At 53.8% G+C, this 15,009-nt stretch carries 7 protein-coding genes; 3 read left to right on the top strand and 4 right to left on the bottom strand.

Annotation, left to right across the window (positions count from 1 at the left end; all coding sequences use genetic code 11):
- Window positions 1-125 precede the first annotated feature (125 nt).
- From SH528x_RS26450 to SH528x_RS26460, 3 genes are all read right to left on the bottom strand, one after another.
- A complete protein-coding gene (locus tag SH528x_RS26450; protein ID WP_442506446.1) occupies window positions 126-2,630 on the bottom strand; it encodes a DUF7133 domain-containing protein in 2,505 nt (834 codons plus the stop codon).
- Between the two features lie 924 nt (window positions 2,631-3,554).
- Window positions 3,555-6,419, bottom strand: a complete 2,865-nt coding sequence (locus SH528x_RS26455; RefSeq protein WP_442512181.1) for a redoxin domain-containing protein — start codon at window positions 6,417-6,419, stop codon at window positions 3,555-3,557.
- Window positions 6,420-6,424: 5 nt separating this feature from the next.
- The gene (locus SH528x_RS26460; protein WP_442506447.1) at window positions 6,425-6,811 is read right to left on the bottom strand and encodes a BlaI/MecI/CopY family transcriptional regulator; all 387 of its coding nucleotides are present in this window, start codon (window positions 6,809-6,811) and stop codon (window positions 6,425-6,427) included.
- 439 nt (window positions 6,812-7,250) lie between these two features.
- Between SH528x_RS26460 and SH528x_RS26465 the strand changes: the two genes are divergently transcribed.
- The 3 genes from SH528x_RS26465 (at window position 7,251) to SH528x_RS26475 (ending at window position 12,398) form a co-directional block, all read left to right on the top strand.
- Window positions 7,251-8,171: a DUF6528 family protein gene (locus SH528x_RS26465; protein ID WP_442506448.1), complete on the top strand. Its 921-nt coding sequence runs from the start codon at window positions 7,251-7,253 to the stop codon at window positions 8,169-8,171.
- A gap of 142 nt (window positions 8,172-8,313) precedes the next feature.
- Window positions 8,314-11,331 carry a DUF7133 domain-containing protein gene (locus tag SH528x_RS26470; RefSeq protein ID WP_442506449.1) on the top strand — a complete coding sequence of 1,006 codons (3,018 nt, stop codon included), beginning with the start codon at window positions 8,314-8,316 and terminating at the stop codon, window positions 11,329-11,331.
- A 110-nt stretch (window positions 11,332-11,441) separates the two neighbouring features.
- Entirely contained in the window at window positions 11,442-12,398 is a 957-nt protein-coding gene (locus SH528x_RS26475; RefSeq protein WP_442506450.1) for a PIG-L deacetylase family protein, read from the top strand.
- Window positions 12,399-12,717: 319 nt separating this feature from the next.
- Here SH528x_RS26475 and SH528x_RS26480 read toward each other — a convergent pair whose 3' ends face one another.
- On the bottom strand, window positions 12,718-14,961 hold the full coding sequence (locus tag SH528x_RS26480) for a hypothetical protein (protein WP_442506451.1): 2,244 nt from the start codon (window positions 14,959-14,961) through the stop codon (window positions 12,718-12,720).
- Window positions 14,962-15,009 lie beyond the last annotated feature (48 nt).

Genomic DNA, 15,009 nt, shown 5'->3' on the forward strand with positions numbered 1-15,009 from the left:
TCGGCGGGCACTGAAGAAGGGAGCTGGCTGGGATGAATGTGTAGTCTGCTAGAAATGCATCCATCGGTTCACACCCAATTGTTTTGGTTCTGGTCCGATGCGATTACCTCGGCAATTATCAGCCTCTATTGATAAACATCTGCCTGCGGGTCGCCACCGGATTTGAGGTACGCAAGGACATCCAGTATCTCATCGAGCGTCAGCACGTTCATCAAACCGGACGGCATGGGTGAAAGACGGCCTGGCGATGTTTGTTCGATTTCCGCCCGGTTCAACGCCACCGTTTCAGCTCGCAGCGAATCGGTCTGGACAGTGATCACCGTGGCGGATACGCCGATCGGTCGACCGGTGATAACATTGCCACTGTCCAACAAGTAGCTGCTGAGGCGATATTTCTCGTCAATCACTTTGGACGGCTGAACGATCGATTCCAGAAGGGCGCGTTCGTCAAAGCGGCGTCCGACGTGAGTGAGATCCGGTCCTGTGGAACTGCCTTGTTCGCTCACACGATGACACTTCACGCACTGCGCTTTGGCCAATGCGGCGCGGCCTTGTTCCCATGACCGGCCGTGACGCGTCCTTGGCAATTCTGCTTCCAATTCTTCCCACGTCCACTGTTTGATAAACGAGGCGGAAGGCAATTCGTGTTCGCTAGGTTCCTCGGCCGCCGTTGCCAACATTTCCAGTCGAGGTTTCAGATGTATCTTTTCCGCATCGGTCAATGTGGCAATCGCATCTTCCTGGATATGTTGCAGAGAGACGCTCAACAACTTTCCGCCCTGAAAACGGCGAGCCGCCAGCAGCGAATCAAAAAACGCCTCACGCGTTTCGACCGTCCAGCCTGCCGAGACGCGAGCAAGCCGTTGCGAATAAAAGACGACGTCTTCCTGACTGATCGCCGTGCGGATCAATTCGACCGTGCGCGGTACCACCTCGGGTGCCTGCAGATAGATCAGCAAACCGCATAATTCACGATTCACATAGCTGCTGGTCTGCGGATACAACGGACTGAGTCGCGCCAGCACTTGGACGCGGTCCGATTCGGAAGGATGCCCTTGGCGAATGAAGCTCAATTGCAAGACCCTCAGAGCGTCCAGTAAATGTTCTCGCTCCAACGTCGGCAGCGGCAGTCGCCCCAGCGCCGTCAATAAATCCGACTGATCCTCAGCACGCCCCAGTCGCGCCAACGCCAGCAACGCGGCAATCGACGCTCTCGGCCGCGATTCGCTCAACGCACGTTCACGCCAAAGTGCCGGGTCCTGGCGTTCAATGGCCAGTCGCGCGGCAAATCTCAGCCAGCGATCTTCACTGTTTAAGTGAGGCCACACGATGTCGATCGCGTTGGCGTTGGCGTCGCTCCGCCGGTGCCATTGTTCCAACTGGTGTCGCAGCTCTCGCGCAGAGGCTGCTTGCTGTGCCTGATCGGTTTGCTCAGCGCTGCGCAAATTTTCTGCGGCATCAGGGGTTTTCGCGGCATCAGTGGTTTTAGCGACTTCGGGGCCATCGTAGGTAACTCGATACAGTCCCGATTGCGAACCGCGTCCTCCGGTGATGAAGTACATGGCTCCATCAGGTCCAAACGTCAGATCGCAGACATTCAATGCTCCGCCTTCCAGGAACACTTTGTACTCTGCTTCATAGCTGGCACCGCGAGCTGTTAATTCGACTTGAAAAATGCGACCGTGCTGCCAGTCACCCATAAACAGAGACTCACGGTATGCTGGTGGAAAGTGAGACCGCGTGCCGAACTCCAGCCCCGTGGGTGAACCCAATCCGGTATCAAGCGTGGTGGGCAGAGAGTCGGCGAAGTATTCCGGCCATTTGCCCGTTCCCCAGCGCCAACCGTATTCGCCGCCAGAGACGACGTGATTCAACCGAGTCGGACGGTACCACGGCAGCCCGATATCCCATTCCATATCAGCGTCATAGGTAAACATTTCACCGTCATCGTTGAAGGCCACGTCAAACTGATTTCGAAAACCTCCGGCGATGATCTCCCAGTTCTTGCCGTCGGGATCCGTCTTCACAACATGCCCCACGCGAATATCTTGCACGTCGTCCCGAGACTCGGGCAACAGATGGTCGTCCTGGGGATCTCGATAAGGCGAATCGACCGCAAAACCCTCCGGAAACGCCACGTCGTTGCCGTTGACGATGTACAGCATGTTGTCTGGCCCCAAAACAACTTGATTGGGACCGTGCCCATACCGACTCTGGTAATCGAACGACTTGAGTTCTTCAGCGGAATCAAACTGGTCATCGCCGTTCGTGTCGCGCAGCCGGTAGAAGCCGCTGTTATTCGTTGCACACACATACAGACTGTCGTGCGCCCAGAGAATTCCGCGACAATGTTGCAGCGTATTTTCGATCACTTCAAAGCGATCCGCGTGGCCACGATTGTCGCTTAATGACAATCTGACCACACCTCGTTTGTCGCGTCCCAGAATGATTCGGCCTCGATTGTCGAACGTCATGCTGATCCACGACCCTTCGCCCTTTTTCGCTGACCGCAGCAATTGAGCGTGAAAACCGGCGGGCAAAGCAATTGAATCCACCGGGGTCGCCTGACCACCGCCCGGAAGATCATCATCGCTATACACGGGTGAGCCGACGCAGCACATCATTAACATCAGCAGTGTCCATCGCACAACGCAATGGAGTCGGGAAGAATTTTCAAAAGCAAAGCGTCGATTTTTCAAAAGATTGTTCCCTGCTGCAAATGGGTTAGTTGTGCGAATCAAAACATAATCACGGAGCCTGACTGAGCAGACCAAGCAGAAAAAGTCGCGGCCGCTATCCATGCCACAGCAGCTCTTGATTCGCCAAGCGTCATTGGCGTTGGTGTCTCACCGGATCGCACGCAGTTGGCGAAGTACCGCAATTACAACTGCAGGATTCCAGCATACCAACCGATGGGACGCCGAAAGTATATAGGGTTGGCTATTTTGATGCTCGCTGCATTGTGAATTTCCAGCCCGACTGCTGAAAAGTGGATGCATAAAGATATAAAAGCTCCAGGACTCGAATCAGAAATTAAGCGCACAGCCCGTTTCTTCGTTGATCCAATTCATCCTGGCGATCGAAATAATAGACCATCGATCATTGCCATCTACCTTGGTAGCGACACGGCGCAAGCTTGGTCCTCTAAAACGTTGGTATTGACGTCGGATAATGGGGGTGAGTTTTTCTTCCGGTCTATAGTGCAGTTACCTCTCCACCGACGAAGTCGGGGGAGAGGTCGAGCACGCCCTTTAGGCGTTGCTCGGGTGAGGGGGCGACCGCGCTATCGGCGAGCAATTTCGGTGCAAACGGCGTTATCGTCGGCGAGTGGCTTGCTCGGTCAACCCCCTCACCCGAACGTCGCTGAAGGCTCCGTTCGACCTCTCCCCCAACGAAGTTGGTGGAGAGGTGGCAGAAAGCCAGCGTAACCAAAAATCACAACAAGCCCCAAGTTTTAGCGGTCCAGCGCAAGCCCCGGTTGCAGCGTGAAAAAAACGTTTGATTTCGACAACTTTCGTTTCGTGCCGCTGGCACTCCCGACCAGTGATCTCGACCTAGCGATCCGGCTTAAGGACGTCGCGGAGTGACCCCACTGCCTGCACCTTGCCATCTTTGTCGACAAGAACACAGCACGGAAACATGTTGACGGGATAGCCAGAGATTTTGTCAGATTGGCTACCAACGCCTTCGGTTTCGCTACCCAGAAGCACGGGATACTCGATGCCCGAGTCGTCGATTGCCTTTTCGATTTCGTCGGTTTCGGTTCCGGGAGCGTGGACGCCAACGATTGCCCAGCCATTCTCTTGCAATTCGTTGAGCATCGGAATGTCGTTCTTGCACGGACCGCACCACGTCGCCCAGAAATGGAATAGCGTGGGCTTTTCCGGACGGCTGTCCGGCAGCTTCTCGGCCGTGATCCACTGGCCATTCAGTTTCGGAGCCGGCTTGCCAACCATTTCCTTGAGCGGCTTGAGAATTCTGTCAAGCTGCTTTTTGTTGGATGTCTGTTCTTGCATGGCTTTGTCGACCATTGCGTGAATCTCTGATTCAGCCATCTCAGGGTCAAATACGTATTTCACAAAAGTCGCGAAACGCCAGTCGTTGACGGCATCGCCCTTCTTCGGCAATGCCTTATCAACCAGCGGTCGTAGATCGGGTGCGACATTGACCTCGCGCACCACCGTTTGATTGATGTTGTACTTGTATTGCTTCCCCTCGTGCATCCAACTGGACCACCATTCAGTCATCGGCATTTCAATACCGGAGGCGACCTCGCGGTAGTCTGAAAACTCGATCAAGTCTTTCGGGTGCTGGTTGGCTTGGTGAAGATAGAGGAATTCGCAATGCAACTGGTAACGCTGCTCATCCGTCAATGCCTCATCAAACCACTGCCCGAACTCTTCTCGTGAATCGAACGATCGCCCGGCCAGCTTCCGAGCGGATTCCATTTCATGTATCCAAGTGAACCTGCCTTGGTTGATGAACTTTAGGCAACCGCGCAATCGCCCCGTTTTTTGGCTGATCCAATATTGCTCTTCACGTGGGATCGACCGTATCACATGGCAGCGTTCACCGCCGAAATCCTCGGCGGGAAGACTTTGATAGTTGGCGTACTCCACTGGAATCGTTGAGCTCAGAAAGAAGCTTGGTTCCTTGCCTCGTTCAACCCACGCAAAGCGATGATCGCCCAAGTGCAAAAACTGTGATGGCTTGAAGTAGTGATTCACGAATGCGTCAGCAAAGGTTCGGTATCGACCAAACGAGCCATTTGAATCTCGCCACCAACCCCGTTTGCCGTTCCATGTATGTTCTGAGGTCTGGTCATATGGCTCACCCTCGTAAACATATTTATGTCGCTCGGTGGAAACGACTTCATTGTTGTTCCAAGCCCACGTTTGATTGGCCGTGGAAAGACTTTTGTCGAAATCGCGTTTGCTGAGCGTTTCCCTCAAATGGTCAAGCGAACGCTCGTCTTTCAGACCGATCAGACCTTTGAGATCACCGTAATACGAAGTGAAACTTTGCGTGGAGATGAGTGCCGAGTTGAGCTTGCTGATCGCCGACAGTTGCCGATGCACCTGCTCGCCAAGCGATTGGGATTTCGGGTCGGCCGGTGGCGATAGAGAAGTACCAAGATCATCAGCAGGCGGAAAGGGAACGGTTTCAACGGATGTCTTGAAGCTCGTCTTCTGTCCAGGTTGCAGCGATACGTTGTCAAACGTGACCCAATACCGATACGGACGAAGGCGATACTCGAAGTGATCAATTTTGTCGATTGGATGATCAAACACTTCTGCACTTCGTGTTACGCCATCCTCGTCGTCCCATAACGTGCGTCCCCACGTTTGAAGTCGCTTTCCATCTTTATCGACAGCAACAAGATCAAAGGTGGCGATTGGACGCTCGGCTCGATCGTAGGCCCAACGCAACATCGTACGATCGCCCCGCGCACGAGCATCGTGGACTCGCATGATGCTGTGGGCATTTCGTAATCGCGGTGGCACAATGACCGGAGCGATGATTTCGCCGTCAATACTCACCGACACCCATGGTCCCCACTCTTTGTCGGGAATGCCGACTTCAATTATTGTGCTTGTGCTCTCCGCAGAAGGTTGCGTTTCAACTCGAACGAATCCATCGTCACTCGGCTGACGCCAGCCCTTCAGCCCTTCTGTCGTGTAGGTTGGATTCTGATGGACCGCTAGACCTTCGAACTTGAAAACGTAGTCAATTCCCGGAATCGGCTTGGCCGGCGAGTCGTCTGTCACCTTCGGCAAGACAGGCAATTCCTCGAAAAGCTCTCCGCTTGGACGCCACGCTTTCTCTGCGGTCGCCTGTTGCGGCAACACCGCGATCATTTTCACTGAGATATCATCGACAACCTGTACCGCCAGACGATCGTCATCAGCTGCCACGGGTTGCTGTGCGAGAGAGCTAGCGGCATTGATCGCGAGCACGGAGCCAATGGCTAGAACAAATATCACAGAGGCGACAATGAATACGGAGCCGGTGCCGCTTGCCTCTGCCGGAGTGGACACGAGTCGACGCACTCGACCGAGCAACGATCCGCCATCGGCGGACATGGCGAGCGTTTGCTTCGATGGCTGATGGCGTGCTTCTTCCAGCCAGACCAGCAACTTTGCGTAGCCGATTCGGTCGCCGGTCATGTTCGCGGCAATCTCGTCGCAGCACTCTTCTCGCTCGGTTCGCATTCGATGCGATACCCACCAAACCGCCGGGTGATAGAAAAACACAGTCTCCATCGCGAGTTGGAAAAGGTTCACCAAGTATCGTCCATGAGGGCTGCGACCGCGCGTCAAACGCAGACCGATTCCCAACACCACCGCGATCAATGCGAACTGCCAAAGCGAATGCACCAACGTCCAACTGACGCGCTGACCGACTTCGTAGAAAAGCATATCGTTCACGACTCGCCCTCCATCTGATCCAACAAGTCGCGGATTTGTTGCAACTCCTCTGCCGTCGCCTTCTTGCTGGACAGGGCGTGCATCATTAACGCCGACGACGAGCCATCGTAGACCTTGTCGATCAGGTCACCGAGCATCCGCTTCTGGGTACGCTGCTGCGGCGACGCCGGTCGATAAATCTGGGGTTTTGCGTCGTCATCACGTTTAAGAAGCCCTTTGTCCAACATCACGGACAACATTTTCACAGTCGTCGAATATGTCGTCTGTTTGAACTCCTGGAGCGAGTCGTGGATATGCCGAACGATGCTCGGCCCGTCATCCCAAAGGATTCGCAGGATTTGCAGCTCGACCTCGGTCGGTTGCGAAGAAGCGTGTCGTGCCATGATCCGATAAACCCTCGCGAACAGAAATTTGCAAAGCTGGGATGGCGAACGAATTCGCTACGCCGCCTTTATCTTAGCGAACGAATTCGTCAAAGCAAGTGCAACACTGCCGCTGTCCAGCAAGTCGGTGTCGAGGCGATGTTTCTCGTCAGGGCGGCTGGACCATCGACTCTAGCCGTGTGTGCTCGTCAAAGCGGCGTCGGGCGACACGCGATTTCATCGACATTAAATGCCGGTCGTTCAATGATTTCCGGCCAACGGCCCGTCGTTTGATGCCATTGTCTAAGAATCTCTTGGCTACCGAAGGACCGAATCCAATCTTTGCACAATTTGTTCTATAGAACGAATACAATGCAGGGACGTCGATCGCTCTACCGAGCCAACACTGGACCGACTGAACCATCCGCGGCAAACACCCAAACATGATTCGAGACCCTTGATGAACTTTTCAAGAAAGACTTGGCTGATGACGCGAGTCTCCTTTGCTACTTTCATTTTCGCGTTGACTTTGATGCCGATGACTGCGTTGGCGGAACCACATGACCTAATCTGCTGCGGTGCCGAAGAAGTCTTTGTTATCAACCCCGAGATGCCGGAGGTAAAGAAGTGGAGTTGGCGTGCGGAGCAATCGCCTTCGATTCCCGCGAACTTTCACTCGCGATTTCGGTCGACCGATGATTGCAAGCCGTACGAAGGTGACTTGCTGTTGATCACGTCATCGAGTGGCGGAGTGGCACTGATCGACCGCACCACGAAAGAATGCCATTTCTTGGCCGAAACAAAGAATGCTCATAGTGCCTGCTTGTTGCCCGATCGTCAGCTCGCCGTTGCGTCGAGCTTTGGCGGCGATCAGGTGCAATTCTATAATCGCGACGAAAAACAAAAGCCTGCCTCTGTCGTGCAGGCCATCTCCTTGCTGGGCGCTCACGGAACCGTTTGGGATTCCCATCGCAAATGCCTCTGGGCCCTCGGAGAGAAAGAGCTGCTGGCGTTGGTTGCCGACGCGGAAGCGACACCCCAAGAACGCTGGAAGGTACGATCGCGCACGACGCTTCCCAGCAACGGTGGACATGATCTGTCGCCGAAACACGACGGCAAACAGCTGTTCGTGACGACCGACACGCAGGTGTTTATGTTCGACTGCGACAAACTCACTTTCAATGTCGCTGAAGGCTTTGGCGATCAATTGAAAATCAAGTCGGTTGATCGCAGCTCCGTCTCCGATCGCATCGTGTTTCACCAAGCCACGGCAGAGAATTGGTGGAGCGACACGATCCGATTCACCGATGGAGTGCCGTTAAAGCTGGCGGACGAGCGACTCTATAAAATCCGCTGGGACACTCCGACACCGGCACCGTAATACGAGTCCGCGACCACATCCCAGAGCATGGCTTTCGCCGCGTGGCTCCGATCACCGCCCTGTTCCAATGCACTACCGCCGACATCGCCCCGCAGTTTACCAACTCCACAAATTCGTCAACGTAGCGTTACCCATGAATAAGATGCGATTTTCCCCTGCGACAGTGTGCAGCGGTATCTTTCTGTTCGCTGCTCTGTACTCTGCAGGCAGTTCCGAAATGATCGCCGCAGAACCGCAAGTTGCGACGCTTGTTCCGGGGATCGATGTTCACCGGTTGCCGATCGACCTGACAAATATTAACAGCGTGGAGTATGGACCCGACGGTCGGCTCTATGCGGCAGGCTACGATGGTCGCGTGTACGTGCTGACAGACACCAATGGCGACGGGATCGAAGACAAGTCGGAAGTCTTCTGGTCCAAGGGCGGTGATTTGCTCACGCCGGTGGGTATCCTGCCAACCAAAGAGGGCGTCTACGTAGCAGCCCGCGGAAAGATCGCTCTGTTGACCGATGCTAACGGCGATGGCCGAGCCGACGCGAGCAAAGCGGTGGTCACGGATTGGCCTCAAGAGACACACAACAGCGATACGCGCAACGATGCGGCCGGAGTTGCGATCGACAACGAAGGAAACTTGTACTTCAGTCTTGGTTGTATGTCGTACAACAAAGCGTGGCTACTCGATAGCAAAGGCCAGTCGCATTACGACTTGGCAAGCGAACGAGGGACGATCCTGAAAGTGTCACCGGATCGCAAGCACAGAGAGATTCTTGCAACCGGGCTGCGTTTTGTCATCGGTCTCGACTTCAACCAACACGGCGATCTGTTCGCGACCGATCAAGAAGGCGACACCTGGTTTCCGGGTGGCAATCCGCGTGACGAGTTGCTGCATATCATTCCCAGTCGACACTATGGGTTTCCGTTTCGACACGCGAAGTATTTGCCTGACGTTGTGGACGAACCCTATGTCGTCGGTTTCTCGCCACAGCATCAGTCAACATGTGGATTTCGCTTCAACATAGCGAAAGCGAACCGCAAACCGTTCGGGCCGGATCACTGGGGCGGCAACGCAATCGTGACAGGTTTCTCACGTGGCAAGTTATGGCGTGCGCCGCTGGCAAAGACTCGCGCCGGATATGTGGGTAAGCAGATTCAATTTGCCGCGTTTGAGTCATTGCTGACTGACGTTGCAATATCGCCGCAGGGCGATTTGGTGGTGACCGGTCACAGTGGGCGTCCCGATTGGGGCGCCGGCCCGGCAGCGAAAGGGCATCTCTACAAAATCACGTTTGATCGCACCGCACCGCAACCTGTGATCGCCTGGCCAGCCAGCCCGGTCGAAGTCAAAGTTGCCTTTGATCGTCCAGTGGATGCAAAACAGCTTGGCAAGCCGGAGATCGAATATGGCGAGTTTGTTTGGGAGGGCGACCGACACGAATGGATTTGGCCGGGCTACGAAGTCGTCAAGGCTGCAAAGGCAGCGGTGCGTCGTCCGCTAAATGTTGGCAATGCAAAGGTCTCGGCCGATGGTCGTACGGTCACCTTCGCGACGGCAGCCCATCCGCAGCGAGTGCGTTACGGAATCACTCTGCCCGGTGTGGCTGCACTGGCTACAAGTGCTCGTGATCCCGAAACGATCGAGTTGTCATACGATCTCGGTGGCGTTCGCGCTGAATGGACACGTCAGGGAGATGACAAGCCTTCATGGATGGGCTGGCTGCCTCACGTCGACACGAACGTTGTGCAAGTGATGACAGCAGGCTCTGCGGAACATGAGCAATTACAGCAGCTTCTCGGACAACCAGGGCGATTGATAATGCGGTCTCAGTTATTGCTGCCCGGTCGAGAAGTGGCCTTGCGTTTTCAAAGCAATGGCAGGTTCGCGGTGAGATGTGGCGAAGCCGAAGTTGCGGCCAAGAAGATTGGAACTTCGTATGTTGCCGAGTTCACGGCTTCAGCAATGGGCGACTCCAGTCCCCTGACAGCTCCTCGCGGAGATCGCCAGCAGGTGTTACCGACGGAATCCAGACGACTGGAAATCGCAGTTCAAACTGGTACGACCCGTGAACCGTTTGAACTGGACGCCTCGTATCACGCAGATTTTGATGCAAATGAGCGACCACTACGTCTGGAACATCTGTTTGTCTCCTGGGCACCCCCAATTCAGCCCTCCGCGACTGACTATGGAGTTGCTCGACCGCGAGAAATGCTTGCTGGTGATCCCGAGAAGGGCCGCGAATTGTTTTTTGGCAAGCAAGCCAACTGTGCCGCTTGCCACCAGTTCGGCGGCAAAGGAGGCAAAGTCGCTGCTGATTTAACCGTGTCCGTTCATCGAGATCCGGACGCGGTGATGCGTGACATTATCCAACCGAGTGCATCGATCAATCCTGATTACGTCAGCTACACCATTCTGACGGACAGCGGTGGGGTGCTAACCGGGCTGTTCCAATCGGCAGATGAAAAGCAGATCACGCTCGTTGATAGCGCCGCAAAGACGCACACAATACCGCGTGGCGAGATCGAAGACATTCGTGCCAGTTCCGTTTCGCTGATGCCAGTGGGCTTCGACAAACTTGGCAAAGAGAAATTGCAGGATCTCGTTGCATTTCTTTGCAGCGAGGACGCCGAGGCGAAGAGGATGGGATTGCCCACGGGCGTCATCCAACGCGAGTACTGGGACGATGTATCGGGCAGTGGCATCAACGCCCTGACCAAGCACAAACAGTTTCCGGACAAGCCAACAGGCAGCGGTTTACTCACGCGTTTCGAGGGTCCCGTCAATTGGAAGGATCAATACGGCTCGCGAATTCGCGGCTATATTCATCCACCAGAAACGGGTAACTATTTGTTTTCGATGGCCGCAGACGATCATGCGGAACTCTGGCTTAGCAGCAGCGAAACGCCGAGCGACAAGAAACGGATCATCCAGCTCGACCGCTGGACGCCGTCACGAAACTGGGACAAATACCCGGAACAAAAATCAAAACCGATCGCTTTGGAGGCGGGCAAACGATACTACATCGAGGCGTTGCATTACGAAGCTAGGGTCGACGATTGTTTCGCCGTCGGCTGGCAACTCCCCGACGGAACCCAAGAGCGCCCGATTCCCGGCACGCGGTTATCAACCGTCGGGGAAGGCAACTCAACACCCGTTGCTCCGTAGAGAATCGCCAAGCTTTTCGGGCTGCGGGGCAACTCACAAGCGTTGCAGGGAGATCCTGCGGAGCGGTTCACGACAAATAGTGTTCAACAACAACTTCAAAGAGAATATCCATGCGATTCTTACTCTGTTTACTTACCACGATCACGCTCACGTCCTCTGTCGCAGTCGCCGGTGACCTACCCGAAGACGATGGCAAACTTAGGATCATTGTCTTCGGTGCTCATCCCGATGACGCCGAATACCGTGCGGGTGGCTGTGGCGTGAAATGGTCACGACTCGGGCATCATGTGAAATTGGTTTCCGTCACCAACGGCGACATCGGGCATTGGGCAATGTCAGGCGGTGCGCTGGCGAAACGACGAACAGAGGAGGTTCGCAATGCGGCAGAAATTTTGGGCACGACATCGCAGGTGTTGGATATTCACGACGGCGAGTTGATGCCGACGCTGGAGAATCGTCGCGCGATCACGCGGCTGATTCGTGAGTGGAAAGCCGACGTCGTGATCGCACACCGTCCGTGGGACTATCACCCTGATCATCGCTATGTTGGCGTTCTCGTGCAGGACGCCTCCTTCATGGTTGCGGTTCCGTTTTTCTGCCCCGATGTTCCTGCGTTGGAAAAGAATCCGGTCTTCCTGTACACCAGCGACCGCTTCCAAAAACCGTATCCTTTCACTGCCGATATCGCCGTCTCGATCGACGATGCGTTTGAAACCAAGGTCGAAGCGATTACGGAATTGGAATCACAGGTGTTCGACGGCGGCGCACTGGGTAATGCTGAGATAGCCGCACAAGCTCCGCCCGCCCGCATGAAGGACTTGCGATTGGAGAAAATTCGCCAAGTGTGGAACAATCGAGCGGGAGGCGAAGCAAGCAACTATCGTGATTCGCTGATCCGTTGGTACGGAGAAGACCGCGGCAAAGCGGTGAAGTACGCCGAAGTGTTCGAGATCTGCGAATACGGCCACCAACCTACCGACGACGAAATCAAAAAACTGTTCCCGTTCTTTGACGAACCGAAAAACGTTGACAACACAGAAGCTGATAACGCTGCGAACAGGCCATAAAATGACTCGCGGCATGGACGCGTGTTACGGCTTACAATCACCGACTTTCGATGCGTCCAACCCGACGAGGCAGTAAATCATTCGACCGTGCTTGAGAAGCAGTTAGGCAGGAGTCTTTCAGTATATTCGCCGTTTGGCGTTAACCACGGTTCCTACGTTCAACCAGGGCTATCGCGACTAAGAATCGAAACAAAACTTACGCAGTCTTATTTCCCACTCAATCGCAAAGATTTAGCAGCTGTAATCTGATCACAACACCTGCGTGCAATCTTTAATGGGTCATTCATTCCGGATTCGAAATCACTGGCAATGATGAAGCTCAATTTGAAGACGTTTTGGTTTTAATGGCGTTACTCCATTGTAGGTATTGCTCCGTTACTTCCAGTGACTCACTGAGGTTCACCAATTCACCACCGTCTGTCTTTACGTTTCCGCCAAGCGTTCCAGTTTTGTCAAAGTTCACTTCCCATTGCTTGCCTATACTTACACCAACCGACTCGCCCTTTTGCAGTAAGTCGACATCCGTCATCTGTTTGGTGCCTTCGTTGCTGACTTGGAAGACGTGCAGGAAGTAGTTGCGCTCCGCTAGCGGCGCAGCGACTTCTAGACGCCAGTTCGCAATTGGGCCTTTGTTGCGACCAGCGTTGTGATGGTCATATTGCGAATTGGGATTAAGTGGGTGCCCCCAATTTTTGTGACCGGCGCCACCGCGTTTGGTGATGCTTGTCCTTTCTGGTAAGACCGTTTTGAGGAACATCCGACTTCGACCACTCGAGAGAGCCGGAATCTCATCGCCCATATCTTGCGGCATGCTTAGCCAGGTACTGATAAGACCTGCGCCGTTGTGTTCGTAGACATGTCCGGCAACTTTTTCTGTTTTGTCGCCGCCAAGTTGTGGTTCTTCTGGCATGTGGAGGACAAAATGTTTGGCATAATCTGCCTGTGTGGAATGAACGCGGTCAAACACCACAAAATATTCATCACCCCCTTTTTTAGGATTGCGCAAGTAGATGAATTGTCGTGTGACTTCTTTTACCTTGCTGCTGTCATATGCCTTCGTCAGATTGGCTGCAGCATAAGTGAATGCACTGTGATGTTGAAATGCGGTGATGTTTCCGCGTTCGACTTTGTTATTGTCGTAGACGAGACGTCTTAGGCCGCCGTCATTTTCGTTTTCATTATTCCGACGCATTTGTTCATCGGGGTCGTAGATCGTGAGAATGTTAAAGCACAGTGATCCGCCCCAGTAGTGGTCGCTATCATTGCCAATTCCTTTGCCACCGCCCTTGCTGACCAGACCGCCTTGACGACTGATCAGGAAATGGCCTTCATCGTCATGTTGATGTCCAGCGATATGGGGACCGGCACCAAAAAATGCCCATGTAGCATTGGGGTCGTCCCAGTGTGATCGCATAAAAACATGACCAGCGCCTTTAAGCAAATAGCCCAAGGGCAGCTGCATTTCTCCTGGCGTCTTTGCTTCAACAGCGGAATTCATTAATAAGCGTTCCCAAATGCTCCCATACTTATAGCCACCCTCGGTAAAAGATTGATTCGTAACGGCTTGCGCGAGAGGATCGCTATAGACTTTTGCAATGATGGGTGCGCTGCTATCAAACGAAGAATACTTACTGCCACCGCCATCATCGATATAGGCATGTCGCCCTGTGTGCGGGACGGTGATGTAAGTGAGCCAACGCGACATCTCTTTCAAAAAAGTGTCGTCGTTGCCAAGCTGAAACCAGTCCTTGCCAGTTGCCGTTCGCCAAGCCTCAAAGGCCCAGGGGACGACGGAAATTGGACCATAGGAACCGTGACCATGACTTTCGGCCCACGAACCGCCCATGGCATCAAAGGCTGGAATACAGTCTCGCGGAATACGCGTATTCCAGGAATCCAAAAATTGTCTCGCTTTTGATTCGTGCTCAGTACCCGCCCCGGTAATCGCTAACGAGATATATAACTTTTGTATTATCGCGTCTCGCGCATGCATGACATTCATGTGCGAAACACCCCATGTTTGATTGTATTCCCAGTGTCCACTCCTGAGTGTGATTTCAGGCGTTTGGGTGTACCAGGTTAACCATTGCCCAAGTGCGTTACCGAATTTCTTGCGTTCGCTTTCGGAGAGCGCATCATAAATCCAATCGTAAACGAGTGCGTGATAACCAAATGACGAATGCTCTTTGTTGGTAATCCGCGATCCATCTCCCCAGCATTTGATGATAGGAATGGCATATTTTTTTGCATCAGGATTACCGAGTTCGCGTTCAACGAGATAACACATTCCACAGGCCATGAGATCCGTCGGCGTCGCCCATTTGTTGTCGATGAATCGTATTTGACCCGTTTTGACTGCGCGATCGGCGTTCGATTTTAATTCAGCATATTCTTCTTTGAGCGAGCCGTGACTGTGTTGGGCCAGTTCCTTAACGCTTTCACTGTTGAGTAAAATGCGGGGGTGTGACTTGTTGACGGTATAAGCGTCTTCAGCATGAACATCTGCTGCGTCTAAAAGGCATAGGCTCCATAGAGCAAGGGCAATACTCGTTAATAAACGCATGGGAATGCCTCCTTTGTACATTGTGCCGACCACTGGTTACATATCGAT

The sequence above is a fragment of the Novipirellula methanifontis genome (assembly GCF_052161655.1).
Classification (GTDB): Bacteria; Planctomycetota; Planctomycetia; order Pirellulales; family Pirellulaceae; genus Novipirellula.

Excerpts from the sequence above, each read along its gene's own strand:
- SH528x_RS26450 (WP_442506446.1), bottom strand. The coding sequence starts at position 2,630 with ATGTTAATGATGTGCTGCGTCGGCTCACCCGTGTATAGCGATGATGAT.
- SH528x_RS26455 (WP_442512181.1), bottom strand. The coding sequence starts at position 6,419 with ATGCTTTTCTACGAAGTCGGTCAGCGCGTCAGTTGGACGTTGGTGCAT.
- SH528x_RS26460 (WP_442506447.1), bottom strand. The coding sequence starts at position 6,811 with ATGGCACGACACGCTTCTTCGCAACCGACCGAGGTCGAGCTGCAAATC.
- SH528x_RS26465 (WP_442506448.1), top strand. The coding sequence starts at position 7,251 with ATGAACTTTTCAAGAAAGACTTGGCTGATGACGCGAGTCTCCTTTGCT.
- SH528x_RS26470 (WP_442506449.1), top strand. The coding sequence starts at position 8,314 with ATGCGATTTTCCCCTGCGACAGTGTGCAGCGGTATCTTTCTGTTCGCT.
- SH528x_RS26475 (WP_442506450.1), top strand. The coding sequence starts at position 11,442 with ATGCGATTCTTACTCTGTTTACTTACCACGATCACGCTCACGTCCTCT.
- SH528x_RS26480 (WP_442506451.1), bottom strand. The coding sequence starts at position 14,961 with ATGCGTTTATTAACGAGTATTGCCCTTGCTCTATGGAGCCTATGCCTT.